Raw genomic sequence first — 23805 nt, forward strand, 5'->3', positions numbered from 1 at the left:
CGCCCTCAAGACCTCCGGACTCACACGCGCCAACCCAAACCCCTACCGCCTCCCATTCACCGCTCAGCACGCTCCCGGTCCATTCGGCCCATTCGAGCCATTCGAGCCATTCAGGATCGAGGTTCTGCCGGCTGCCAACCGCCACCCAATGCGCGAATCAATTGAATCGATGCACGACGTTGACGTGTCGCCAGATCATTCGCGCTGCGTTTGGCCGTCAATCCTGCCGTTTGCGAAGTCACCACTTCAAGATAATTCGCAGCGCCCGCCTTGTAGCGATTGGTCGCCAATGCCAGCGATCGATCCGCCGCCGCGACGTTGGCACGCTCGTTCTCCAATGCCTGCCCAAATCGGTCCAGCAGCACCAGTTGGTCCTCCACCTGCTGGAAGGCCGTCAGCACTGTGCTGCGATAGCGCTGTGTCGTCTCTTCCAGCACTGCCCGCACACGTGACTCCTCCGCCTTGCGACGTCCCCCGTCCAGAAGATTGAAGGTGATCGACGGCCCCAGCGCCCAGAACAGGTTGGGTGCATCAATGAAACGGCCGAGGTCGCTGGTCTGAAAACCGCCCTGCCCGCCCAGGGTGAAGGACGGGTAATACGCCGTCCTGGCCACGCCCAAGCTGGCCGTGGCCGCTTCCACGCGCCGCTGTGCTGCGGCAATGTCCGGCCGGCGCTGCAACAGCGTCGACGGCACGCCCACGGGAATGACCGGCGTCGCCAATTCGTCCAGGCGCGGCGCCATGGCAAAGGTCGAGGCATTGGCCCCCACCAGCGCTGCAATGGCATGCTCCAGCACCGCCCGCTGCGCCTGGGACTGCTGTCGCTGCGAACGCGCCGCTTCCAGCTGCCCCTGCGCTCGCGCCAGGTCCAGGCCCGAGGAAATGCCCGCCCTGTGGCGCCGCTCCACCAGGTCCAACGCCTTGCCGTAGGCCTCCTCAGCTTCCTTCAGCAGCGCATCGTCACGGTCCAGGCCCCGCAGGGCCATGACCGTGTCCGCCAGTTGAGCCTGCAGCTGCAGGCGAGCGGCCGCGAGGTCCGCCTGCGCCGCCGCTTCGGACGCCACACCCGCCGCCACCTGCTGCCGAACCCGGCCCCAGAGATCCAGCTCATAGCTGGCGTCCAGGCCCAGGGTGGCGCTGTTGTACCAGTCCGGGGACGTGGGGCCGAGGACCCGCAGCGGTCGTCGCTCCGACTGGCGGTTGCGGGTGACGTTCAGAGAACTGTTGACCGTGGGAGACTGGGCCGCGCGCAAGGTCTCGGTCGCCGCGCGAGCCTGGTCGTAGCGCGCCAATGCCGCGGCGAGGTCCGGGCTGTTCTGGATGAGGCGCTGCTCCAGGCCATCCAGCTCCGCATCCCCATAGGCCTTCCACCAGCCGTCCCAGGCCAGCGGCACGTCCGTGGACGCCACCACCCAGGGGGAGTTTCCGGCCCGCGTTTCCTTGAAGGCCGGCGCGGGGTCCATGGCGGGCAGCTCGGTGCGTGGCGCCTGCGCGCAGCCGGTCAGGCCCGCCACCAGCGCGAGCACCGCCAGCCCCGTCGCAGTCAGGGTCAGGCGACTCACGAACGCCCCTTCGCCGCAGGCGTTGCCGCCTCGGTGTTCACCCGCACGACATCCCCGTTGGCCAGGCCATCCGGCGGGTTCTCGATGACACGGTCCTGCGCGGTCAGGCCCGTAGCAATCTCCAGGACCGTGCCCAGGTCGCGTGCAATCGTGACCTTGCGCAGTTGCACGCGGTTCTGTGCATCCACCGTCGCCACCTGCACGCCAGCCTTGTTGATGATCACGGCGCCCGGCGGCAGTCCCAATGCCGACGTCGGTGCGGGGTCGGCGGACGGCTTGGCGGCGCTGCCGACAAACCTCACCGTCGCAAAGCCCCCCGGCAGCAGCTCGCCCCGCGTGTTGTCCACGACCAGTTGCACCAGCATGGCGCCGGTGCCGGTGTTGATCGAGCGGGAGAGCGATTCAACGGTGGCATCGAAGGTCTGGCCCGGACGCTCCGGCACCGTCAGCTGAGCCTTGGCCCCCGACTGGACGCGGGTGACCTGCCGCTGCGGCACGTTCACATAAACCCGCAGCCGACGCACGTCGGAGACCACGAACAGCTCACTGCCCGGAGACCCGCCCACATTGATGAGCGCCCCGACATCGGTGTTGCGCGCAGTGACGATACCGTCAAACGGCGCCGTGAGCCGGGTGAACTGCTTGAGCGCCTGGATGCGCTCCACATTGGCCTGCAAGGCATTGACGGTGGACTGCTTGGCCGCCAGGTCGCCGCTGCGCTCTTCCACCTCCTGGCGGGACACCGAGTCCGACTCCAGCAGCGATTGCCACCGCTTGGCCGTGCTGGCCGCCAGGGCCGCATTGCTGCGCGCGGTGTTGAGTTCGGCACGGGCCTGGGCGAGCTGCTGGTCCAGGTCCGGCGTCTCGATTTCCGCCAGCAACTGGCCCGCCTTGACCGGCGTGCCAATGTCCGCCTGCCAGCGCTTCAAATAGCCGCTCACCCGCGCATAGATCGGCGCGCGTGACCAGGCCTCGATGCGCGCCGGCAGTTCAAGAGCCTCCTGCGTGAGCGGCTTGGGCGCAATCAGGTTGACCGTGGGCTGGCCACGTTCGGCGGCCGCAGTCTTGAGCTGCTCGGCGCTGGATTGGCAGGCCCACAGGCCCGACCCCACGATGATCACGGCCAGCGCGGCGGCCACGGCAGCGGCAACCCGCAGGCGGGGAGTGGAAGGTGCATCAGTTCGCATGGGAAGCATCTCCTGCCGGCAGCAGCGGCGCTGCATCGGCGGATGTATCGGCGGATGAATCGGACCGCTTGGGTCGGTGGTGGCGGTGCACCAGGCTGAAGACCACCGGCACAAAGACCAGCGTGGCGAAGGTGGCGAAGATCAGGCCGCCAATGACGGCACGGCCCAGCGGTGCATTCTGTTCACCGCCCTCCCCCAGGCCCAGCGCCATCGGCAACATGCCGATGACCATGGCCAGCGCCGTCATCAGCACCGGCCGGAAACGGACAAAACCGGCGTCCAGCGCCGCAGCGGTGGCATCTCCCAGTTCCTCGAGCCGCTCACGCGCAAAGCTGATGACCAGCACGCTGTTGGCCGTCGCCACGCCCATGCACATGATGGCGCCGGTGAGCGCCGGCACCGAGAGCGTGGTGTGGGTGGCAAAGAGCATCCACACAATGCCGGCCAGCGCCGCCGGCAGGGCCGACACGATGACCGCCGGGTCCAGCCAGGACTGGAAGTTCACGACGATCAGCAGGTAGATGAGCACCACCGCGCCCAGCAGCCCAAAGAGCAGGCCGGAGAAGGCCCGGTCCATGGTGCGGACCTGACCCAGCAACTGCACGTTCGATCCCTTGGGCACTTGCGCCGCCGTCTCGGCCAGCGCTTCGCGGATGTCGCGAGCGACGGCGCCCAGGTCCCGGTCCTGCGTGGTGGCATGGATCTGCACCATGGTCTGCACGTCATATTGGCTGACCAGCGCGCTGCCGGTGCTGCGCTCAAAGGACGCCAGCCCACCCAGGGTCGTGGTGCCCGGGGCGCTGCCATTGCCCACCGGCAGGTTGCCCAGCGCCGCCAGCGAATCCAGCTGCTGCTGCGGCGTCTGCATGACGATGGCGTAACTCACACCATTGGCCGGGTTGAGCCAGTAGGTCGGTGCCACCTGGCTGCTGCCCGCCAGATTGACCACCAGGCTGTTGGCCACGTCCCGCGTGGTCAGGCCCAGCAACTGGGCCTGGGTGCGGTCCACGTTGACATTGAAGGTCGGCGCCTTGTTGGACTGCTGGATGCGCGCATCCGCCACACCCGGAATCGCCTTGATGCGCTTGAGCAGTTGCTGCGCATAGGCGTAGTTCGCCTCGATGTCCCGCCCTCGGATCTGTACATCGATGGGCGCCGGAGAGCCGAAGTTCAGGATCTGGCTGACGATGTCCGCCGGCGGAAAGGAGAAGGTGGTGTCCGGAAACTCCTGCGGCAGCACCTCGCGAAGCTTGCGCACATAGTCGGCCGTCGGCGCATGACCTTCCTTCAGCGCGATCTGCATGTCCCCATCCTGCGAGCCCATCACCCCGGTGTTGTTGTAGGTGAGGTTGATGCTGGACGGCGGCAGACCGATGTTGTCCACCAAGGTCTCGATCTGGTCCGACGGAATGACCCGGCGCACCGCCGCTTCGATCTTGGCGAATCGCGCGGCGGTTTCCTCCACCCGCGTGCCCACCGGCACCCGCGCATGCATGAGGATTTGCCCGGAATCCACCTGCGGGAAGAAGTTGCTGCCAATGAAAGGCACCAGCGCAAACGAGGCCAGCACCAGCAGCACGAAACCGAGCAGGAAACCGCGGTGGTGCGTCAGCGCCGCCTCGAGCAGGCCGCGGTAGGACTCCCGCACCCGCTCGAAACGCGCCTCGAAGTTGCGCTGGAAACGCACCAGCGGATTGCGCGACGGCGGCGCAGCCAGGTGGCCGTGGCCATCGGTGAGCGGCGCATGCGGCTTGAGCAGGTACTTGGCCATCGTCGGCACCAGGGTGCGCGACAGGATGAAGGAACACACCATCGCGAAGATCACCGCCTCGGCCATCGGCACGAAGAGGAAGCGCGACACGCCTTCCAGGAAGAACATCGGGATGAAGACGATGCAGATGCACAGCAGCGACACAAAGGCCGGTGTGACGATCTGCCGCGCGCCGTCCATGATGGACGTCTCCACATCCTTGCCGTGCTCGAGATGCCAGTTGATGTTCTCGATGGTCACGGTGGCATCGTCCACCAGGATGCCCACCGCCAGCGCCAGGCCCCCCAGCGTCATCAGGTTCAGCGTCTCGCCCACCGCCGCCAGCGCAATGATGGAGCCCAGGATCGACAGCGGAATGGAGACCGCGATGATCAGCGTCGAACGCCAGCTGCCCAGGAACAGCAGAATCATGGCGCTGGTCAGGGCGGCCGCAATCGCACCTTCAATCGCCACGCCCTTGACGGCGGCCCGCACGAAGAGGGACTGGTCATTGATCGGCTTGACGTCCAGCGTGTCCGGCAAGGCGGACTTGAGGTCGCCCAGCTTGGCACGCACCCCATCCACGATGGCCAGCGTCGAGGCCGCACCATTCTTGAGCACCGACATCAGCACCGACCGACCACCGTCCACATGCACGATGTTGGTCTGCGGCGCATTGCCGTCATGCACGTCGGCCACGTCCTTCAGATAGATGGTGCTGCCATTGACCACCTTCACCGGCAGCAGCCCCAGCTCTTGAATGGCCGACGGAGCGCTGTTGAGTTGCAGGGTGTATTCCAGCTCGCCGATCTTCTGTGTGCCAATGGGCGTCAGCACGTTCTGGGTGGCCAGCGCATTGGCGACGTCCTGTGCCGACAAGCCCCGCGCCTGCAGCGCAGCGGGATTCAGGTCGATCTGCACCTGCCGCTGCTTGCCACCATACGGCAGCGGAATGGCCGCGCCCGGCACCGTGACCAGCGGCGTGCGAATGGTGTTGAAGCCCAGATCAAACAACTGCTGTTCCGACAGGCCCTTGCCCGACAGCGCCAATTGCAGAATGGGCACGGTGGCGGCGTTGTAGTTCAGGATCAGCGGTGGGGTGATGCCCGCCGGCATCTGCCGCGTGACCACCTGCGACACCGCCGTCACCTGCGCATTGGCCACCGCCACATTCACGCCGGGCTGGAAGAAGATCTTGACGACGCTCACCCCGGGATAACTGTTGGCCTCGATGTGCTCGATGTCATTGACCGTGGTGGTGAGCGTGCGCTGGAACAGCGTGGAGATGCGCCCCGCCATCTGGTCCGCCGGCAGCCCGGTGTATTGCCAGGCCACGGCAATGACCGGCACCCGGATCTCCGGAAAGATGTCGGTCGGCGTGCGCATCGCCGCGAGCGGGCCGATGATCAGCAGCAGCAAGGCCAGGACCAGGAAGGTGTAAGGGCGCCTCAATGCGACGCGGACGGCACCCATCAGCATGATCGGATTTCCAAGGTCATTCTCATTGTTGAATTGTCTGTAGCCGTGAGGACAGACTTGTTGCTGGCCGGTAATGGCGCCCCCCAAAGGCCCCATTGCCGCGCGATTGCAGCACGGTTGGAGGTCAATGCACTCAACCAGCCAAAGTGCCTTTCGCTGCCAGTGCGAATGACGCCCCACTCGCCAGGGAGCCTCGGTGTAATCCCTGCCAAGACCTTTGCAAAGGCCCCCTCGCGACGTGCGCCGTCCGTACCGCGGGCGGTACTTTCCGACAGCATCCCCAACCCTTGTGCAACACAGGGAAATTCCGGGGCGATCGGCGGTCAGATCACCGCCGCAAGCTTGCGTCCGCTCCTTAATATCCGCCCCGGAAGACGGCCATGCGGTCTTCACTGGAAGGATTGCAGTCGCGATGAAGGGCTTGAAGTTGTTGGGACGCCGTGCAGTCACACGGCGGGTGAGTGGACCGGGATGGGCGCTGAAGTGCCCACCACGGTCGCTGCAGTTGCCGCAGTTGCTGCTCGGCGCTGCCCTGATCAGCATGGCGCTGGCCGCAGAGCCCGCCCATGCCGCCAGGTTGTCGGCCACTGCCGTGCAGGCGCAGATGGACGCCGCCGCGCTGTCCCCCCAGGCGCAGCAGATGGTGCGCATGGCGCTGGACGGCGGCGATGCACAGGGGCGCCCGTTCGCCGTGGTGGACAAGAAGGAAGCGCGGCTGCTGGTGTTCCGCGCGGACGGCCGCCTCGCCGGCGCCTCGTCCGCGCTGCTGGGCCTGGCCCGCGGTGACACGCTGGATCCCAACGTCGGGCAGATGGTGTCGACCGGCATTCCCCCTGCGCTGCGCACCACACCCTCCGGACGGTATGACAGCCAGCCCGGCCGCAACCTCAAAGGGGAACTCGTCATCTGGGTGGATTACGACGCCGCGTTTGCCATCCACCGCCTGCGGCCGTCCCCGGCCAGTGAGCGGCGGGCCGAACGGCTGGCGTCCCCGTCGCCGGACGACAACCGGATCTCGCTGGGCTGCGTGATCGTTACCGGGGAGTTCTTCGACCAGGTCGTCCGTCCGGTGCTGGGCGAAGGGCCGGGCGTGGTCTACGTGCTGCCGGAGCCGCCGCCCCAGGACGACCCGCCCATGACGCTGAGCGCCGCCCCGGCGCAACGACTGGTCACCGGTCGTCTCTAGGTCGGCCCCCTCCGGCCGGGTCGCTGCCGGTACACTTGCGGTTTTTCGCAGCCACTGGATCTACCCCATGTATCGCTGTGCCTTGCCCGGCCACCCGATTGATCAGAACGGCCAGCGTGGTGACCCTCACCACGGCCTGCGCGCACCCCGCCGCGGCGTCGCCGCCGTGGCCACCAGCCTTGCCGTTTTGACCGCCACCGTTGGCGCAACAATTGGCGCTGCCCTCCTGCCGCAAGCGGCCCAGGCGCAGGCGACCATCGGCCATCGTTTCTTCCCGGCCAAGGCCCTGCGGGGGACCCTGGTGGTCGGTGTGCCGCCCGAGGTCACCCTCAACGGCAAGGACGCGCGCCTGGCCCCCGGCGCCCGCATCAAGGATGCCAACGACATGGTGGCCCTGTCCGCCACCCTGTCCGGTCAGAAGCTCGTGGTGCACTACACCACCGACCTGAACGGCCTGCTCATGGACGTCTGGGTGCTCAACAGCGTCGAGCTCGAGAACAAGCCCTGGCCCACCACCCTCAAGGAAGCGTCTGAATGGTCGTTTGACGCGGCCAACCAGAAGTGGACCAAATCGTCCTGGTGGTGACCCTCTTTCGCTGACGCCCCGCGGCGCCGTTTCCCGGCCCGCATCGCGTCCAGTTTCCTGCACGGTCCGGGCTGACACAGCGCCGGGCCTGGAGCTTTTGCCATGACCAAAAAAGTCTTCATCAAGACCTTCGGCTGCCAGATGAACGAGTACGACTCGGACAAGATGGCCGACGTCCTCCGCGCCGCCGAAGGCTACGAACCCACCACCGATGTGGAACAGGCCGACCTGATCCTGTTCAACACCTGCTCGGTCCGCGAGAAGGCCCAGGAGAAGGTGTTCTCGGACCTGGGCCGCATCAAGCATCTGAAGGCCAAGGGCACGCTGATCGGCGTGGGCGGCTGCGTGGCCAGCCAGGAAGGCGCCGCCATCATCGAGCGCGCGCCCTATGTGGACGTGGTGTTCGGACCGCAGACGTTGCACCGCCTGCCGCAGATGCTGGCCCAGCGCCAGCAGGAACTGCGTCCGCAGGTGGACATCAGCTTCCCCGAGATCGAGAAATTCGACCACCTGCCGCCCGCGCGGGTGGAAGGCGCCAGCGCCTTCGTGTCGATCATGGAGGGCTGCTCCAAGTACTGCTCCTACTGCGTGGTGCCCTACACCCGTGGGGAAGAGGTCAGCCGCCCCTTCGAGGACGTTTTGGAAGAAGTGGCCGGACTGGCCGACCAGGGCGTCAAGGAAGTGACGCTGCTGGGCCAGAACGTCAATGCCTACCGCGGCCGCATGGGCGAGAGCGACGAGATCGCCGACTTCGCCCTGCTGCTGGAATACGTGGCGGAAATCCCCGGCATCGAGCGCATTCGCTACACCACCAGCCATCCGAATGAGTTCAGCCAGCGCCTGATCGACGCCTACGGCAAGATCCCGCAACTGGTGAACCATGTGCACCTGCCGGTGCAGCACGGCAGCGACCGCATCCTGAGCGCGATGAAGCGTGGCTACACCGCCCTGCAGTTCAAGAGCATCGTGCGCCGGCTGCGGGCCGTGCGTCCGGACATCCGCATCGCCAGCGATTTCATCGTCGGTTTCCCCGGAGAGACGGACGAGGACCATGCCAAGACGATGCAACTGGTGCGGGATGTCGGCTTCGACGCCTCGTTCAGCTTCATCTTCAGCCCGCGTCCCGGCACGCCGGCCGCCAATCTGCCGGACGACACGCCGCATGAGGTGAAGGTGCGCCGGCTGCAGGAACTGCAGGCCGAGATCGAGGCCACCGCCCTGCGCTACAACCAGGAGCTGGTGGGCAAGACGGTGCCGGTGCTGGTCTCCGGCCATGCGCGCCGCGACGCCACCGAGCTGATGGGCCGCACCGAATGCAACCGCATCGTCAACTTCAAGGGCCATGAGCGGCTGATGCATCAGCTGATCCCGATGCGGATCACCGAGGCCTTTGCGCACTCGCTGCGCGGGGAAGTGCCGCTGGCGGATGGGGAGACCGTGGGTGCTTCCTCTTCAGCAATGGACGCCGCAGCGCCGGCGAGCGCCGCCAGCGCATCGGTCTGAGCCTCGGCCTGAGCCTCGGCATGAAGGAACGGACCGCCGCTCGCTCTGGACGGGGCGGGCTGCGCCGCTGTTTACTCGGCGGGCTCCACCGCGCGACGGTCTCCACCGGGCGGCGAGCGCCACCGCTCCGCCAGGCGCCCGCTCAGCTATTCGGCGAGGCTCGCCATGTGAGCCCCCACTGCGGCAAGGTGACGCCCACCAGAATGGCCGCATAGCCGGCCATGCTGCCGTCCCGGCCGATCAGCAGCACCGCAAACACGGTGGCCATCGACCCACCCGCCGCGCCCCACAGCGCCAGTTGCGCCCAGGTCATGCCGCGGGCCCGGTCCCGCCAGAGCAGCTTGAGCGCCCCAGCCATCAGGGCCGCGACGACCCAGGCCGGCAGGAAAAGATTGCACAGGTGCCAGACGACGTCCAGAGAATTCAAGAGGGGCCCATTCGGTTGGAGGACGGGACGGCAATCACCAGGGACGCCGAAAAACAACCGGCCTTGCGGGGGAAGTCGCCGCATCCTTGACGGATCATGCGCAGACCTTTCCCCTGATAGGTGCGGGAGTACGGCAGGAATTTTATAATCGCCCGCATCATGACGGTCTTCGCTCTTGGCTTGAACCATCAGTCCGCGCCGCTGGACCTGCGCGGACGCTTTGCGTTCACCCTCGAGCAACTCGCGCCCACGCTGCAGCGCTTCACCGACCAGCTCGGCCAGGGCGCCAGTGTGAATCGTCGCGCCAGCAGCAGCAACCTGCCCGAAGCCGCCCTGCTCTCCACCTGCAACCGCACCGAGCTCTACGTGGCCGGGCATCCGGACATGGTCCGCCCTGCGGTGGACTGGCTGGCCGGTGTCGGCGGCGTTGGCAGCTCCACGCTTCTGGACCATGCCTACGTGGCCGAGGACGGCAAGGCCGCCCGCCATGCCTTCCGGGTGGCCAGCGGCCTGGACTCCATGGTCCTGGGCGAACCGCAGATCCTGGGCCAGCTCAAGCAGGCCGTCCGCGAAGCCGACCAGGCCGGCACCCTGGGCACCACCCTGCATCAACTCTTCCAGCGCAGCTTCTCCGTCGCCAAGGAAGTGCGCAGTTGCACCGAGATCGGCAGCCACTCCATCAGCATGGCCGCTGCGTCTGTGCGGTTGGCGTCCCAGCTGTTTGAAGACCTGTCGGACATCCGGGTGCTGCTGGTCGGCGCCGGGGAAATGATCGAACTGGTCGGCACCCATTTCTCCGCCAAGGGCCCCAAGGGGCTGGCCGTGGCGAACCGCACGCTGGAGCGGGGCGAGAAACTGGCGCAGCACCTGGGCGCCGAAGCCATCCGGCTTGTCGACCTGCCGCAGCGCCTGCATGAATTTGACGCCGTGATCTCCTGCACCGCCTCCAGCCTGCCGCTGATCGGCCTGGGCGCGGTGGAACGGGCCCTGAAGCGCCGCAAGCATCGCCCGATGTTCATGGTGGACCTGGCCGTGCCCCGCGACATCGAGCCCGAAGTCGCCCAGCTGGACGACATCTATCTCTACACCGTCGATGACCTGTCGCAACTGGTGCAGACCGCCGGTGAGAAGCGCCAGGCCGCGGTGCAGCAGGCGGAAGCCATCATCGAACATGGCGTGCAAAGCTTCGTGCACTGGCTGGGCCAGCGGCACACCGTTCCGCTGATCCAGGCCCTGCATCAGCAGGCCGACAGCTGGCGCCAGGCGGAAATCCAGCGCGCCCGCAAGCTGCTGGCCAAGGGGCAGGACATCGACACCGTGCTCGAAGCCCTGTCCAAAGGCCTGACGCAGAAGATGCTGCACGGCGCCATGGCGGAGCTCAACTCGAGCGATGGCGACCAGCGGCTGGCCATGGCGCAGACCGTCTCGCGCCTGTTCCTGCGCAACACGGCGACGGACCTGCCGGCCACCAAGCTTCCGGCGTCCGGCCCTTTGCCGGGCGCGGAGGCTGCCTCCCCGGTGGCGTCTGACGCTGCCGGCCTGTCGTCTCGCGAGTCTTAGCGACGACCTTTCAGCGAAGAGCTTCCAGCGGACACCTCCCTGCGGAGACCTCCCTGCAACGCGCCGCATGCGGCCTCGCAATCTCCCGCCCCACCGCTGAAGCATCGATCCGCAACAGCGCCGACGTGTCCACCGCTGCTCCCAAGTCCCCTCCGCGCTTTCCGGCTCCGTCCCCATTCCGCAGGCCCCCTTCCGGACGGCTCAACGCAGCGACCTCAGCCCCTCCTGATCGGTACTGAGGCGTTCACGTTCCGCTCCGGCAGGTTCTGACAGGTTCCCATGAACGACACCCTTCGCCAACAATTTGAACGCCTGGCCTTCCGCCTGGTCGAGCTGGACAACACCCTGGCCGACGGCAGCGTGGCCGCCGACATGAAGCGCTATCGGGCCCTGACCCGGGAGCAGGCCGAGGTGTCGTCGCTGGTCGAGCGCTACCGGCGCTACCAGCAACGCGAAGACGACCTGGCCGCCGCCCGTGAGCTGCTGGACAGCGGGGATGCCGAGATGGTCGCCATGGCCCGCGAGGAAATCACCAGCGCCGAGACCGATCTGGCCGAGCTGGACCAGGCCCTGCAACTGGCCCTGATCCCCAAGGATCCGGACGACGAGCGGCCCGCCTTCCTCGAAATCCGCGCCGGCACCGGGGGCGACGAGTCCGCCCTGTTCGCAGGCGACCTCGCCCGCATGTACACCCGCTTCGCGGAAAGCCAGGGCTGGCGGCATGAAGTGCTGTCCTCCAGTGAATCCGACCTGGGCGGCTACAAGGAACTGGTGTTGCGGCTGGAAGGGGACGGCGTCTACGGACGGCTCAAGTTCGAATCCGGCGGTCACCGGGTGCAGCGGGTGCCGGCCACCGAGTCCCAGGGGCGCATCCACACCAGTGCCTGCACCGTCGCGGTCATGCCGGAACCCGACGAAGCGGAGGAGATCCAGCTCAATCCGGCCGACCTTCGCATCGACACCTTCCGCGCCAGCGGCGCCGGGGGCCAGCACGTCAACAAGACCGACAGCGCGATCCGCATCACCCACCTGCCCACCGGGCTGGTGGCCGAATGCCAGGACGACCGCAGCCAGCACCGCAACAAGGCCAAGGCCATGGCCGTGCTGGCGGCCCGCCTGCGGGACAAGGACCGTAGCGAACGCGCGGCCAAGGAAGCCGCCCAGCGCAAGAGCCTGATCGGCAGCGGCGACCGCAGCGACCGCATCCGCACCTACAACTTCCCGCAGGGCCGGCTGACCGACCATCGCATCAACCTGACGCTCTACAAGCTGGGCGCCATCATGGACGGCGACCTGAGCGACGTGATCCAGGGCCTGCAGCAGGCCCAGGCGGCCGAGCAGCTGGCTGCGCTGGAAGGACGGGCATGAACACGCCGATGACGGTGGCCGAGGCCCTTCGCCAGGCCAGCAGCGCCGGACTGCCCAGGGCGGAGGCGCACTATCTGCTCCAGGCGGTACTGGCGTGCAGCCGCAGCTGGCTGATCGCCCATGACACCGACGCCCTCACGCCCGAACAGCAGCAGCGCTTCGAGCACTGGCTGACACAGCGGCTGGACGACGTGCCGCTGGCCTATCTGGTAGGCGAGAAGGAGTTCTTCGGTCTGACGCTGCAGGTCACGCCCGACACCCTCATCCCCCGTCCGGACACCGAAGTGCTGGTGCATTGGGCGCTGGAGCGGATGGAGGGCCTGACCGCGCCTCGCGTGTTGGATCTGGGCACCGGCAGTGGCGCCATCGCGCTGGCACTGGCGTCGCGAAGGTCCGATGCCGTCATCCACATGGTCGATGCCAGCGCGGGTGCACTGGCGGTGGCATCGGCCAATGCGAGACGGCTGGGATTGAAGGTCCAGGCCCACCTGGGCAGCTGGTTCGAACCCCTGGCCGGGCAGGCTCGGTTCGATCTGATTGTCAGCAACCCGCCGTATGTGGCGGGGAACGACCATCATCTTCGTGCATTACGTCACGAACCCCGTTCCGCCCTCACACCAGAAGGTAACGGGCTCAGTGACCTTGGTCACTTGACACAACATGCCCCGGATTGGCTCTCTCCAGGCGGCTGGCTGCTGCTGGAGCACGGCTGGGACCAGGCGGACGCTGTGGCGTCCCTGCTGCAGGAGCGGGGTTTTGGGGACGTGTCCCTGAGACACGACCTGGGCGGTCAGCCCCGCGCCAGCGGCGGACGCTGGGCGGGCTGACCCACCCGCGCTGCGGCTGGATCGCCACAGCCCGCGACGGTTGTCACGCCGATGCTGCGGCTTTCGGGCAACACCTTCGGCCCCGGCGCAGGCCGCCGCTGCGGTCCTTCCGGCCAAAACTGCAACAGCCGATGAATCCCCTTTCATCTCGGGCTACACAAGCCGGGGAGCACCGCGTAGCATGAGTTGCATCGGACCTCTGAATCCGGTCTGCGCAGCAGCAAGCCAGCTCGCCTGCGCCTCTGACCGGCTCCCTGCGGTCCCTGTAAGGAGACCTCCAATGCGCGCCGCACCTGTGCTCCTGCGCCTGGCCTGGGTCCTGGTCGGTATGACATCGGCCGGTTCCGTCCTGGCCCAGCAGGGACTGCAACTCAAATCGAATGCCTACAGCAGTGCGCTGAGCCGTGACTACGGCAGCAAAGGCTTTGGCAGTGGCATGAGCCTGAATGAGGGCGGCACCGCGCCCACCAGCCACTGGCAGGCGCGCGTGCAGATGAACCAGACGCTGGACGACACCAGCAGCAGCTACGACGCCCGCAACGGCAGCCGCATCCTCAGCGCCAACCTGCTGGGCGACTACTACCTCACCGGCTCCGGCCTGGGACAAGGCACCCGCGGCGGTCTTCGGGCCACCGGCGGCCTGCTGGTGGGGCCGCTGTCCCTGGTGCAGAGCAGCTCGGGCCTGGCCCTGGGCCGGGGCGCCAGTCTCACGCCGTATCTCTCGGTGGGACAGCGCAGCCTCAGCCTGCTGACGGCGGCCGAACGCGAGCCCAGCCTGTCCATGTCCTACCTGGGTCTGGGCTACACCAGCTATTCGCTGCGCGGTGGCTGGGGCTTCAGCGCCGACCTGGGCCTCCTGGCCAGCGGCGCCCCGGGCCTTCGCCTGGGCAACAGCGCCCCGCTGGACGATCCGAACCGGGACGTCCGGTTCAAGCCGGTGCTGCAGTTCGGCGTGAGCTACAGCTTCTGAGGTTCATGGCGGGGTGATTCCTGCACCGTGTGCGCCCGTGCAAGCACCCCGGCGCGCACGGGTCTTGGCGCGTGGCCGATAATCCCCCTATCGAGCCCAGGGGCCTCACCGGCCCTCGCATTCCAAGAAAGGATTTCCCCCATGAGCGACGTTCAGCAACGCATTGATGACCTGGTGAAGAACAACCGCGTCATGCTGTTCATGAAGGGTACCGCCCAGTTCCCGATGTGCGGCTTCTCCGGCCGCGCCATCCAGATCCTGAAGGCCAGCGGCGCCAGCGACCTCAAGACCTTCAATGTGCTGGAAGACGAAGCCGTGCGCCAGGGCATCAAGGAATATGCCAACTGGCCGACCATTCCCCAGCTCTACATCGGCGGTGAATTCGTCGGCGGTTCGGACATCATGATGGAGATGTACGAAAGTGGTGAGCTGCAGCAGTTGCTGAGCAAGGCCTGATCGCGATGACCGCCGGTTCCGCCGGACCGGACGCCCTGCCCGCCCCGACGTCCGCCCCGAGGCCCCGGCTGGTGGTGGGCATCACCGGCGCCACCGGAGCGGCCTACGGGCTGCAACTGCTGCGCCGCGCACGTGCGCTGGGCGCCGAGACCCATCTCATCCTGAGCCCCGCCGGCGTGCTGAATGCCCATCATGAGCTGGGCCTCAACCGCGATGCGCTGGAGCGCGAGGCCGACCGGTCCTACGCGCCCGGTGACGTCGGCGCCTGTGTGGCCAGCGGCAGCTTCTCCACCGCCGCCATGGTGGTGGCGCCCTGCTCGATGCGGACCCTGGCCGCCGTCGCGCATGGCCTGTCGGACAACCTGATGACTCGCGCGGCGGACGTGACGCTCAAGGAGCGCCGTCGTCTGATCCTGATGGTGCGGGAGACGCCGTTCAACCTGGCCCACCTGCGCAACATGACGGCCGTGACCGAGATGGGCGGCATCATCTTCCCGCCGCTGCCGGCGCTCTATCTCAAGCCCGCCTCCATCGACGAGATGGTGGCGGAAACGGTGGAGCGGGTCCTGGACCTGTGTCAGTTGCCTGGCGCGAAGCCGCAGGCGTGGCTGGGTTTGAAGGCCTGAGGGCGTTCCAATACGCCGTCAAGCCTGCGGCGGCAGCCATCGCTTGCGCGCGCCAAACACCAGGTCCGGATACTCCCGCTTCCCGCGACTGCCGTTGTAGCGGCCCAGGGCCAGGAACAGGTCGCCGTTCTCCCGGTCCAGGTAGTGCCGCATGATCACGCAGCCAAAACGCAGGTTGGTCTGCATGTGGAACAGGCGCGAGGCCTGGCCATCGCCGATCAGCTTGGTCCAGAACGGCATCACCTGCATGTAGCCGCGCGCACCCGCCACGCTGATGGCGTACTTGCGGAATCCGCTCTCCACCTGGATGAGCCCCAGCACCAGGGCCGGCTCCAGGCCTGCACGGGTGCTTTCATACCAGACGGTTTCCAGGAACTCGATGCGGGTTTGCGCCTCGGCCTTCTGGCGCTTGAGGCGCTCGCTCATCTCTCCCAGCCAGCGCAGGTAGACCAGCCGCGACTCGATGCCGTCGAAATGCGGCTTGGGGGGCGCGTCATAGGCAATGGCGGCCGACAAGGCCGAGCGCACGGCATCGGCCAGCGGTTCCTCCACCTGCGCACCGGCCCAGGCGGGCGCGGGCAGGCTGCCCAGCCCGGCCGTCAGCGCGGTGGCACCGGCACCCAGCAGCAGGCGACGGCGCGACGGGCCGCCGGGCAGTGCTTCGTTTTCATCGGTGGGCGCAGCCTCCATGGACGGCTGCAGGACCGATCGCAATCCAGACACGTTCATCCTCAAATTCAACGGGACATCCAGGCTTCCAGCGGCAGGCGCCGCGAGCCCAGCAGGTGCGACAGCACGAGGCCAGCGCCCCAATACAGCAATGCCAGCAACAAGGCCATCGCCGTCCCCGGCTGCCAGGCCAGGCCTGCACCGCTGAACAGCAGCAGGCTGACGACCGAGCTGCCGATGTAGATCGTCAGCGTATGGTGGCCCATGGGCGCCAGCAGTTGCAGCCACTTCGGTTGCCGATGCAGCATCAGCACCAGGGCCGGCACTGCGGCACTGAGCAGCAGCAGGGTGGGGTAAAGATAACCGATGGCGAAGTGACTGCCGTCGCGAACATCTCCCACCGACAAGCCGGGCCACAACAACGTCACGCAGAGCACGTTCAACAGCAGCGCCGGCCAGCCCCAGCGACGCACCCAGGCCGCCAGCGCCGGGCGCCAGCGCGGATGCGAGAAGAGCCGCATCCGCCCGGCGATCAGACCCAGCGTCATCAGCAGCAGCGGCAGCGGCAAGCCCAGCACGATGATGGTGATCACCATGGCCAGGTAGTGGCCGGCGTTGCTGAGCACCCAACTGCTCCAGGACATGGGCGTGGTGAGCGGGACAGACGTCGATGCACTCACCGGCATCTGCGCCAGCACCACGGCCAGCAGCAGGATCAGCACATTCAGCGCCACGATCACCCGCAGCCGCACGCGCACCTCGCTCAGCCGCCGCGACATCCAGCCCAGCATCACCCAACCACACACCGCATAGGTGGTGAGGATGTCACCCATGTAGAGCAGGCAGCCGTGCAGCAGGCCCAGCACCGCCATGCGCTGCAGGCGCTGGCGACGATGGGCCCGCGCCGTCTCCGAGCGAGAGCGCTGCGACAGCGCCTGGCTGTAGCCGAAAAGGAAAGCGAGCAGGCTGATGCCCTTGCCGGCCACCAGCGCATGCAGCAGGAAAGACAGCACCTGCGCCAGCGGGGAGTCCACCGGCGACGGCGGGCTCAGCGGCCCAGCGTCCGGCAAGGCGGGATAGCCCACCCAGTTGACGATCACCACCGGCATCAGGGCCAGGGCGCGCAGCGCGTCCACCACCGCGATGCGGGACGGCGGCGAGGAGGAAGGATTCACGTGCGGCTCATTCAGCGGATGGCCAATCCCCGCGGCGCACACCCGGGCGGCTAGGAGGCGCCGGGTGGTACGCCTGGACGCTCACCGCGTCGCCCCGCCCGGCTGGCATCACTTCAGGCGCTGCTGCAGATGCGGCACCACGTCGGCCAGCGCCAGCTTGGTGGCGGCGGCATCGCGACGGCCCTGGTATTCCACCTGGCCTTCCTTCAGGCCACGGTCGGAGATCACCACGCGGTGCGGCACGCCGATCAGTTCCCAGTCGGCGAACATCGCGCCGGGCCGCTCGCCGCGGTCGTCCAGCAGCACATCCACGCCCAGGTCCAGCAGGTCCTGGTAGAGCTTGTGGGCGGCCGTCTTGACCTCTTCGCTGCGGTCCATGCCGATGGGGCACACCACCACGGTGAACGGTGCAATCGCATCCGGCCAGATGATGCCGCGCTCGTCATGGTTCTGCTCGATCGCCGCGCCCAGGATGCGGGTGACGCCGATGCCGTAGCAGCCCATTTCCATCAGCTGCGGCTTGCCGTTTTCGTCGAGGTAGGTGGCGTTCATCGCGGCCGAGTACTTCGTGCCGAGGTAGAACACATGGCCCACTTCGATGCCGCGCTGGATGGCCAGCGTGCCCTTGCCGTCCGGCGAGGGATCACCGGCCACGACGTTGCGGATGTCGGCGACGACATCGGGCTCGGGCAGATCGCGGCCCCAGTTGGCGCCGGTGTAGTGGGCATCCACCTCATTGGCGCCGCAGACGAAGTCGGCCATCCGGGCGACGGTACGGTCCGCCACCACCTTGACGCTGCCTTCGCCGTCACGCTTGAGGCCGATGGGGCCCAGGTAACCGGGCTTGCAGCCGAAGTGCTGCTCGATCTCCGACACGGTGGCGAAGCGGAAACCGCCCTTGAGGCCTTCCACCTTGCCGGCCTTGACCTCGTTCAGGTCGTGATCGCCACGCACCAGCAGCAGCCAGACCTGCGTCTTGATGATTTCGCCGGCTTCATTGGTCTCGTCGGCGGCCAGCACCAGGGACTTGACGGTCTGCGTCAGGGGCAGCTTCAGCAGCTCGGCCACGTCCGCGCAGGTGGACTTGCCGGGGGTGGGCGTCTTGGTCAGCGCCTGGGCCGCCGCAGCGCGTTCGGCCAGCAGCGGCAGGGCCTCGGCCAGCTCGATGTTGGCCGCGTAGGTGCCTTCGGGGCTGTAGATGATGGCGTCTTCACCGGTCTCGGCGATGACCTGGAATTCATGCGAACGGTCGCCGCCGATGGCGCCGGTGTCGGCCGCCACGGCGCGGTACTGCAGGCCCATGCGCTCGAAGATGCGGCAGTAGGCCTGGTACATGTTCTCGTAGCTGCGGCCGGCGGCTTCCACGTCACGGTCGAAGGAGTAGGCGTCCTTCATGGTGAACTCGCGGCCGCGCATCACACCGAAGCGGGGACGGCGCTCGTCCCGGAACTTGGTCTGGATGTGATAGAAATTCTTGGGCAGCTGCTTGTAGCTGCGCAGTTCCTGGCGGGCGATGTCGGTGATGACTTCTTCCGAGGTGGGCTGGATGATGAAGTCACGACCATGCCGGTCCTTCACGCGCAGCAGCTCGGGGCCCATCTTCTCGAAGCGGCCGGTCTCCTGCCAGAGCTCGGCAGGTTGCACCACCGGCATCAGCAGTTCCACCGCACCCGCGCGGTTCATCTCGGCGCGGATGATGCCTTCCACCTTGCGGATCACCCGCAGCCCCATCGGCATGTAGTTGTACAGGCCGGCGCCCAGGCGCTTGATCATGCCGGCGCGCATCATCAGCTTGTGGCTGGCGATTTCCGCATCGGCGGGGGCTTCCTTGAGGGTGGAGATGAAGAACTGGGATGCTTTCATGGGGCCGTCGGCACGCGGGGAAAAAGAGCGGTGGGACTGAGGGTTAGCGACAATCGCCCCGGTTCTTTGCCCCGGTGCAATAATCGACTCAACGAATGATTTGAGGTGATTATGCTCGACCGTGAAGGCTTCCGGCCCAACGTCGGCATCATCCTGCTCAACCACAAGAACGAGGTGTTCTGGGGCAAGCGCATACGCACCCATTCTTGGCAGTTCCCTCAAGGGGGAATCAAGCATGGAGAAACGCCCGAGCAGGCGATGTTCAGAGAGCTGCATGAGGAAGTGGGCCTCACTGCAGACCATGTGCGCATCATTGCGCGCACGCGGGACTGGCTACGTTATGAAGTGCCAGACCATTTCATCCGGCGGGACGCACGGGGGCACTATCGCGGGCAAAAACAGATCTGGTTCCTGTTGCAGCTGACTGGCCGCGACAGCGACATGAACCTGCGCGCCACCGACCATCCCGAGTTCGACGCCTGGCGCTGGAATGAATACTGGGTGCCGCTGGAAGCGGTGATCGAGTTCAAGCGCGGCGTCTATCAGATGGCGCTGACCGAACTGGCGCGCTTCCTGCCCCGGCTGAATCATCACAACCGCTACCTGCGGGCCGGCATGCGGCCGCCGCCGCGCGGGGATCGGCCGGAGCGGCATGACCGGCACGCGGGGGGGGGCGGTCATGGGGGCCATGGCAGTCACGACGGCCATAGCGCTCATGTCGGGCAAGGCCCTGAGGGGCATGGTGGCCCGCAAGCCGCCCTGATGCAGGAACCCGTCGAGCATCCTGAGGCGAAGACAGGCAGCGCGGACTCAGCGCGCCTTCCCCGCACAGACCCGCCCGAACCGCCGATCGTGGATTGAGCATCGGCTTGCAGCCGTCCCAGAAAAAAACCCGCCGCGTCCTGAAGACGGGCGGGTTTTGTTTTGGCGGCATTCGCTTCAGCGCAGCACCAGGTTGTCCCGGTGAATCAGCTCCGGCTCTGCCGCATAACCGAGGGTGCGTTCGATCTCGAAGGACGGCTTGCGCGCGATGAGGCGCGCTTCCGCGCTGGAGTAGTTGGTCAGCCCCCGCGCCAGCTCCCGGCCGGCGGGGTCGAGCACCGCGATCACATCGCCGCGGTGGAAGTCTCCGGACACGTCCTGCACCCCGATCGGCAGCAGGCTCTTGCCCTCTTCCTTGAGCTTGATGGCGGCACCGGCATCCACTCGCACCGATCCGCGCAGCTGGAGGTGATCCACCATCCACTGCTTGCGGGCGGCGAGCTTGGCGGTGCTGGCGGTCAGCGCCGTGCCGATGGCTTCGCCGTGGGCCAGGCGCAGCAGCACGTCGGCTTCGCGACCCCAGGCGATGACGGTCGAGGCGCCGCTGCTGGCTGCGCGCTTGGCCGCCAGGATCTTGGTGATCATGCCGCCGCGGCCGATGCTGCTGCCGGCACCACCGGCCATCACCTCCAGCTCGGGCGTGCCGGCCACGGCCTGGTCGATGAAGCGGGCGGAGGGGTCCTTGCGAGGATCGGCGGAGTACAGCCCCTTCTGATCGGTGAGGATCACCAGCGCATCGGCTTCCACCAGGTTGGCCACGAGGGCGCCCAGGGTGTCGTTGTCGCCGAACTTGATCTCGTCGTTGACGACCGTGTCGTTCTCGTTGATCACCGGCAGCACCCGGTGCAGCAGCAGCGCCAGCAAGGTCGAGCGGGCGTTCAGGTAACGCTCGCGGTCGGCCAGGTCAGCATGGGTGAGCAGCACCTGCGCGCTGGTCAGGCCATGCTCGCGCAGCTTGGTCTCGTACATCTGGGCCAGGCCCATCTGTCCGACGGCGGCCGCCGCCTGCAGCTCGTGCAGCTCCTTGGGCCGCGTGGCCCAGCCCAGGCGCTTCATGCCCTCGGCGATGGCGCCGCTGGACACCATCACGACTTCACGCCCCTCCAGGGCCAGCTGCGCCAGCTGCCGACACCAGTTGCCGATGGCCTCGGCATCCACGCCCCGGCCCTCGTTGGTCACGAGGCTGGAGCCCACCTTGACCACGATGCGCCGGGCGCCCTGGAGCACGCTGGTCATGATGCGGGATCGAAGCGGGGGTCGCGTTCGGGCGCCTTCTCGGCCTTGTCTGCCTTCTTGCCCTTGGCGCCGGCCTTGGTGGCCGTCTTGCCGGCGGGCTTAGTGGCGGGCTTGGCGGCAGCCTTGGCAGCGGCCTTGACGGAAGGCTTGGCGGCGGGCAGCTCGGCATCCTCAGCCGAGTCTGCGTGCGCAACCGGCTGCGGCTGGGCCGCCGCTTCCTTGGCCAGCTTCAGTGCCTTGGCCTTGGCCGCACGGGTGGCGCGGGTTTCCTGGAAGGCCTTGGGCGCGTCCGGCACCGGCTCGTCGAAGCGCACATCCGCGTCTTCCGGCGGCGGCGCCTTGATGGCGGCGACGTGGTCGTAGATGCTGCGGATCAGCGTCTCGCAGCCTTCCCGCGTCAGCGCGGAAATCTCGAAAACGGGACCCTTCCACTTGAAGCGCTTGATGAAGTCCTTCACCCGGGCTTCGCGCTCTTCGGCCGGCACCATGTCCAGCTTGTTGAGCACCAGCCAGCGCGGCTTTTCGTAGAGGGTCTGGTCGTACTTCTGCAGTTCCTTGACGATGGCCTTGGCTTCGGCCACCGGGTCCACGTCCGGATTGAACGGGGCCAGGTCCACCACATGCAGCAGCACGCGGGTGCGCTGCAGGTGACGCAGGAACTGGTGGCCCAGGCCGGCGCCTTCCGCCGCGCCTTCGATCAGGCCGGGGATGTCGGCAATGACGAAGCTCTTTTCCGGGCCCACCCGCACGACGCCCAGGTTCGGGTAGAGCGTGGTGAACGGGTAGTCGGCAATCTTGGGACGGGCGTTGGAGACCGCGGCGATCAGCGTGGACTTGCCCGCATTGGGCTGGCCCAGCAGGCCGACGTCCGCCAGCACGCGCAGCTCCAGCTTGACCTTCTTGACCTCGCCGGGCCAGCCGGGGGTCTTCTGGCGCGGGGCGCGGTTGGTGCTGGTCTTGAAATGCAGGTTGCCGAAACCGCCGTCACCGCCCTTGGCCAGCAGCACCGGCACATCCGGCTCCAGCAGCTCGGCGATGACTTCGTCGGTTTCCAGGTCCCGCACGATGGTGCCCACCGGCATGCGCAGGATGATGTCCTCGGCAGCGGCGCCGAACTGGTCCGAGCCGCGACCGGCTTCGCCGTTGCGCGCTTCGTGGCGACGGGCGTAGCGGTAGTCGATCAGCGTGTTGAGGTTGCGGTCCGCCACGGCATAGACACTGCCGCCACGGCCTCCATCGCCGCCGTCCGGTCCGCCAAAGGGGATGAACTTCTCGCGACGGAAACTCGCGCAGCCTGCGCCGCCATTGCCGGCGGCGATGTCGATGGTGGCTTCGTCAACGAATTTCATGGATGGCCTTCTGTCCCGCAGCGGAACAATCGTAATTCATGGTCCGGCGCTCCCGCGCGGCCCGAGGTTTCACAAATCACGCGGAGCGTATTCGTGAAAAAGACAAAAGCCCCGGGCAATGCCGGGGCTCTGGCGTTGCGCAGGGCCGGGACAAGCCCGGCGGCTGCGCATCAGGAACTCAACAACAGATTCAGACCGGCGTGACGACGACGGTGGAACGGTTGTTTTCGCCCTTGACGGTGAAGGACACTTCGCCGTCGATCAGTGCGAACAGCGTGTGGTCCTTGCCCATGCCCACGTTGGTGCCAGCGTGGAACTTGGTGCCACGTTGACGGACGATGATGGAGCCGGCCGACACGGCCTGACCGCCATACACCTTCACGCCCAGCATCTTGGGCTTGGAGTCGCGGCCATTTCGTGTTGAGCCGCCGCCTTTTTTCTGTGCCATGGATTACTCCTTAATGGTTGCGTGAATCAGCCGAAGCTTCGACCGATGTTTCAGCCGTTCACCGCGCTGATTTCCAGCTCGGTGTAGGTCTGGCGATGGCCTTGGCTCTTCTTGTAGTGCTTGCGACGACGCAGCTTGAAGATACGCACCTTGTCGTGCTTGCCATGCGCCACCACGGTGGCCTTCACGCTTGCGCCAGCAACCAAGGGAGTCCCGATCTTCAGGTCGCCGCCGTTACCCACGGCGAGCACCTGCTCGATCACGATCTCTTGGCCAACTTCCGCAGCAATCTGTTCTACCTTGATCTTCTCGCCAGCAGCAACCTTGTATTGCTTGCCACCGGTTTTTATGACCGCGTACATATCAGCCCTTTCAACAGTCCACTTTGACTTCACACAGTCCCCCCTGTGGGGACCGGCGCTCCCAGGCGCTTGGAAATTGCTCCACCCGGCGGCCCGCATGCTGCTCATTCGAGCGTTCATGCAAGCATCACGGTGAGGAAGCACCAAGGTCACTGGTACTTTTTCTTCGCCAAAGAAAGCACTTCCGCAAAAAGCGCGGAAGCCGCAGATCCTAGCACAAGGGGTTTCCCCCAAGCAAGCCATAGGGCTGGCAAAAAGCCCTGGAGGGGCGCTGGGGCGGGGCTTGGCGAGGCATTGTGCCTCGGCCGCGTGTCCCCTCCCCGCCTTCCAGGTCCTGCCCTTCTTCTCCGGCGCAGGCTGCGAACGCACAGGCCGAGCAACCCCTGCGCCATCG

20 protein-coding genes and 1 pseudogene are annotated in these 23805 nt (G+C 66.8%); 10 read left to right on the top strand and 11 right to left on the bottom strand.

Features of this window, described 5'->3' with window-relative positions; translation table 11 throughout:
* Positions 1 to 110: 110 nt before the first annotated feature.
* The 3 genes from DES44_RS14350 to DES44_RS14360 are packed head-to-tail and all read right to left on the bottom strand — an operon-like array spanning position 111 to position 5975.
* Positions 111 to 1562: an efflux transporter outer membrane subunit gene (locus DES44_RS14350; protein WP_232309934.1), complete on the bottom strand. Its 1452-nt coding sequence runs from the start codon at positions 1560 to 1562 to the stop codon at positions 111 to 113.
* Positions 1559 to 2749, bottom strand: a complete 1191-nt coding sequence (locus DES44_RS14355) for an efflux RND transporter periplasmic adaptor subunit (RefSeq protein ID WP_058934012.1) — start codon at positions 2747 to 2749, stop codon at positions 1559 to 1561. The genes DES44_RS14350 and DES44_RS14355 overlap by 4 nt, the downstream gene beginning before the upstream one ends.
* Positions 2739 to 5975, bottom strand: coding sequence for an efflux RND transporter permease subunit (locus DES44_RS14360; RefSeq protein ID WP_116001724.1), 3237 nt, complete (start codon positions 5973 to 5975; stop codon positions 2739 to 2741). The genes DES44_RS14355 and DES44_RS14360 overlap by 11 nt, the downstream gene beginning before the upstream one ends.
* A 415-nt stretch (positions 5976 to 6390) precedes the next feature.
* On the opposite strand from DES44_RS14360, the gene DES44_RS14365 reads away from it, so the two are divergent.
* From DES44_RS14365 to miaB, 3 genes are all read left to right on the top strand, one after another.
* Positions 6391 to 7164 (top strand): hypothetical protein, encoded by a 774-nt coding sequence (locus tag DES44_RS14365; RefSeq protein WP_198164904.1) that lies wholly within the window; start codon positions 6391 to 6393, stop codon positions 7162 to 7164.
* A gap of 67 nt (positions 7165 to 7231) precedes the next feature.
* The gene (locus tag DES44_RS14370; protein WP_232309933.1) at positions 7232 to 7750 is read left to right on the top strand and encodes a hypothetical protein; all 519 of its coding nucleotides are present in this window, start codon (positions 7232 to 7234) and stop codon (positions 7748 to 7750) included.
* Positions 7751 to 7852: 102 nt separating this feature from the next.
* A complete protein-coding gene (gene miaB / locus DES44_RS14375) occupies positions 7853 to 9253 on the top strand; it encodes a tRNA (N6-isopentenyl adenosine(37)-C2)-methylthiotransferase MiaB (RefSeq protein ID WP_058934011.1) in 1401 nt (466 codons plus the stop codon).
* A gap of 142 nt (positions 9254 to 9395) precedes the next feature.
* Here miaB and DES44_RS14380 read toward each other — a convergent pair whose 3' ends face one another.
* Positions 9396 to 9680, bottom strand: a complete 285-nt coding sequence (locus DES44_RS14380; RefSeq protein ID WP_058934010.1) for a hypothetical protein — start codon at positions 9678 to 9680, stop codon at positions 9396 to 9398.
* Between the two features lie 159 nt (positions 9681 to 9839).
* Between DES44_RS14380 and hemA the strand changes: the two genes are divergently transcribed.
* The 6 genes from hemA to DES44_RS14410 all read left to right on the top strand — a co-directional run bounded on the left by hemA (position 9840) and on the right by DES44_RS14410 (position 15487).
* Positions 9840 to 11240, top strand: a complete 1401-nt coding sequence (gene hemA / locus DES44_RS14385) for a glutamyl-tRNA reductase (RefSeq protein WP_083525356.1) — start codon at positions 9840 to 9842, stop codon at positions 11238 to 11240.
* Positions 11241 to 11519: 279 nt separating this feature from the next.
* A complete protein-coding gene (gene prfA, locus DES44_RS14390; RefSeq protein ID WP_058934009.1) occupies positions 11520 to 12608 on the top strand; it encodes a peptide chain release factor 1 in 1089 nt (362 codons plus the stop codon).
* On the top strand, positions 12605 to 13435 hold the full coding sequence (gene prmC, locus DES44_RS14395) for a peptide chain release factor N(5)-glutamine methyltransferase (protein ID WP_058934008.1): 831 nt from the start codon (positions 12605 to 12607) through the stop codon (positions 13433 to 13435). The genes prfA and prmC overlap by 4 nt, the downstream gene beginning before the upstream one ends.
* A gap of 280 nt (positions 13436 to 13715) precedes the next feature.
* Positions 13716 to 14405: a hypothetical protein gene (locus DES44_RS14400; protein WP_058934007.1), complete on the top strand. Its 690-nt coding sequence runs from the start codon at positions 13716 to 13718 to the stop codon at positions 14403 to 14405.
* Between the two features lie 141 nt (positions 14406 to 14546).
* Positions 14547 to 14861 (top strand): Grx4 family monothiol glutaredoxin, encoded by a 315-nt coding sequence (gene grxD, locus DES44_RS14405; RefSeq protein WP_058934006.1) that lies wholly within the window; start codon positions 14547 to 14549, stop codon positions 14859 to 14861.
* A 5-nt stretch (positions 14862 to 14866) separates the two neighbouring features.
* Positions 14867 to 15487 (top strand): UbiX family flavin prenyltransferase, encoded by a 621-nt coding sequence (locus DES44_RS14410; RefSeq protein WP_058934005.1) that lies wholly within the window; start codon positions 14867 to 14869, stop codon positions 15485 to 15487.
* Positions 15488 to 15505: 18 nt separating this feature from the next.
* Here the strand turns inward: DES44_RS14410 and DES44_RS14415 are convergent, their stop codons facing one another.
* The 3 genes from DES44_RS14415 to DES44_RS14425 all read right to left on the bottom strand — a co-directional run bounded on the left by DES44_RS14415 (position 15506) and on the right by DES44_RS14425 (position 19194).
* Positions 15506 to 16177, bottom strand: coding sequence for a lytic transglycosylase domain-containing protein (locus tag DES44_RS14415; protein WP_058937217.1), 672 nt, complete (start codon positions 16175 to 16177; stop codon positions 15506 to 15508).
* A 47-nt stretch (positions 16178 to 16224) separates the two neighbouring features.
* Positions 16225 to 17331 carry a DUF418 domain-containing protein gene (locus tag DES44_RS14420; protein WP_058934004.1) on the bottom strand — a complete coding sequence of 369 codons (1107 nt, stop codon included), beginning with the start codon at positions 17329 to 17331 and terminating at the stop codon, positions 16225 to 16227.
* Between the two features lie 108 nt (positions 17332 to 17439).
* Complete coding sequence (locus DES44_RS14425) at positions 17440 to 19194, bottom strand: proline--tRNA ligase (protein WP_058934003.1); 1755 nt, start codon at positions 19192 to 19194, stop codon at positions 17440 to 17442.
* Between the two features lie 111 nt (positions 19195 to 19305).
* On the opposite strand from DES44_RS14425, the gene DES44_RS14430 reads away from it, so the two are divergent.
* Positions 19306 to 20055 carry an RNA pyrophosphohydrolase gene (locus tag DES44_RS14430; protein ID WP_233441659.1) on the top strand — a complete coding sequence of 250 codons (750 nt, stop codon included), beginning with the start codon at positions 19306 to 19308 and terminating at the stop codon, positions 20053 to 20055.
* A 78-nt stretch (positions 20056 to 20133) separates the two neighbouring features.
* On the opposite strand, the gene proB is transcribed toward DES44_RS14430, so the two are convergent.
* From proB to rplU, 4 genes and pseudogenes are all read right to left on the bottom strand, one after another.
* Positions 20134 to 21252, bottom strand: a complete 1119-nt coding sequence (gene proB, locus DES44_RS14435; protein WP_058934002.1) for a glutamate 5-kinase — start codon at positions 21250 to 21252, stop codon at positions 20134 to 20136.
* Positions 21253 to 21548: 296 nt separating this feature from the next.
* Positions 21549 to 22601: pseudogene (gene cgtA, locus DES44_RS14440) on the bottom strand (Obg family GTPase CgtA); the annotation flags it as partial.
* 190 nt (positions 22602 to 22791) lie between these two features.
* Positions 22792 to 23049, bottom strand: a complete 258-nt coding sequence (gene rpmA / locus DES44_RS14445) for a 50S ribosomal protein L27 (protein WP_058934001.1) — start codon at positions 23047 to 23049, stop codon at positions 22792 to 22794.
* 50 nt (positions 23050 to 23099) lie between these two features.
* Positions 23100 to 23411, bottom strand: a complete 312-nt coding sequence (gene rplU, locus DES44_RS14450) for a 50S ribosomal protein L21 (RefSeq protein WP_058934000.1) — start codon at positions 23409 to 23411, stop codon at positions 23100 to 23102.
* Positions 23412 to 23805 lie beyond the last annotated feature (394 nt).

It is taken from the genome of Roseateles depolymerans, assembly GCF_003387155.1.
Lineage (GTDB): Bacteria > Pseudomonadota > Gammaproteobacteria > Burkholderiales > Burkholderiaceae_C > Roseateles > Roseateles depolymerans.

What these genes read in the sequence shown, in the direction of transcription:
- DES44_RS14355 (WP_058934012.1), bottom strand. Translation starts at nt 2,749, where the DNA reads ATGCGAACTGATGCACCTTCCACTCCCCGCCTGCGGGTTGCCGCTGCC.
- DES44_RS14365 (WP_198164904.1), top strand. Translation starts at nt 6,391, where the DNA reads ATGAAGGGCTTGAAGTTGTTGGGACGCCGTGCAGTCACACGGCGGGTG.
- DES44_RS14370 (WP_232309933.1), top strand. Translation starts at nt 7,232, where the DNA reads ATGTATCGCTGTGCCTTGCCCGGCCACCCGATTGATCAGAACGGCCAG.
- miaB (WP_058934011.1), top strand. Translation starts at nt 7,853, where the DNA reads ATGACCAAAAAAGTCTTCATCAAGACCTTCGGCTGCCAGATGAACGAG.
- hemA (WP_083525356.1), top strand. Translation starts at nt 9,840, where the DNA reads ATGACGGTCTTCGCTCTTGGCTTGAACCATCAGTCCGCGCCGCTGGAC.
- prfA (WP_058934009.1), top strand. Translation starts at nt 11,520, where the DNA reads ATGAACGACACCCTTCGCCAACAATTTGAACGCCTGGCCTTCCGCCTG.
- prmC (WP_058934008.1), top strand. Translation starts at nt 12,605, where the DNA reads ATGAACACGCCGATGACGGTGGCCGAGGCCCTTCGCCAGGCCAGCAGC.
- DES44_RS14400 (WP_058934007.1), top strand. Translation starts at nt 13,716, where the DNA reads ATGCGCGCCGCACCTGTGCTCCTGCGCCTGGCCTGGGTCCTGGTCGGT.
- grxD (WP_058934006.1), top strand. Translation starts at nt 14,547, where the DNA reads ATGAGCGACGTTCAGCAACGCATTGATGACCTGGTGAAGAACAACCGC.
- DES44_RS14410 (WP_058934005.1), top strand. Translation starts at nt 14,867, where the DNA reads ATGACCGCCGGTTCCGCCGGACCGGACGCCCTGCCCGCCCCGACGTCC.
- DES44_RS14415 (WP_058937217.1), bottom strand. Translation starts at nt 16,177, where the DNA reads ATGGAGGCTGCGCCCACCGATGAAAACGAAGCACTGCCCGGCGGCCCG.
- DES44_RS14425 (WP_058934003.1), bottom strand. Translation starts at nt 19,194, where the DNA reads ATGAAAGCATCCCAGTTCTTCATCTCCACCCTCAAGGAAGCCCCCGCC.
- DES44_RS14430 (WP_233441659.1), top strand. Translation starts at nt 19,306, where the DNA reads ATGCTCGACCGTGAAGGCTTCCGGCCCAACGTCGGCATCATCCTGCTC.
- proB (WP_058934002.1), bottom strand. Translation starts at nt 21,252, where the DNA reads ATGACCAGCGTGCTCCAGGGCGCCCGGCGCATCGTGGTCAAGGTGGGC.
- rpmA (WP_058934001.1), bottom strand. Translation starts at nt 23,049, where the DNA reads ATGGCACAGAAAAAAGGCGGCGGCTCAACACGAAATGGCCGCGACTCC.
- rplU (WP_058934000.1), bottom strand. Translation starts at nt 23,411, where the DNA reads ATGTACGCGGTCATAAAAACCGGTGGCAAGCAATACAAGGTTGCTGCT.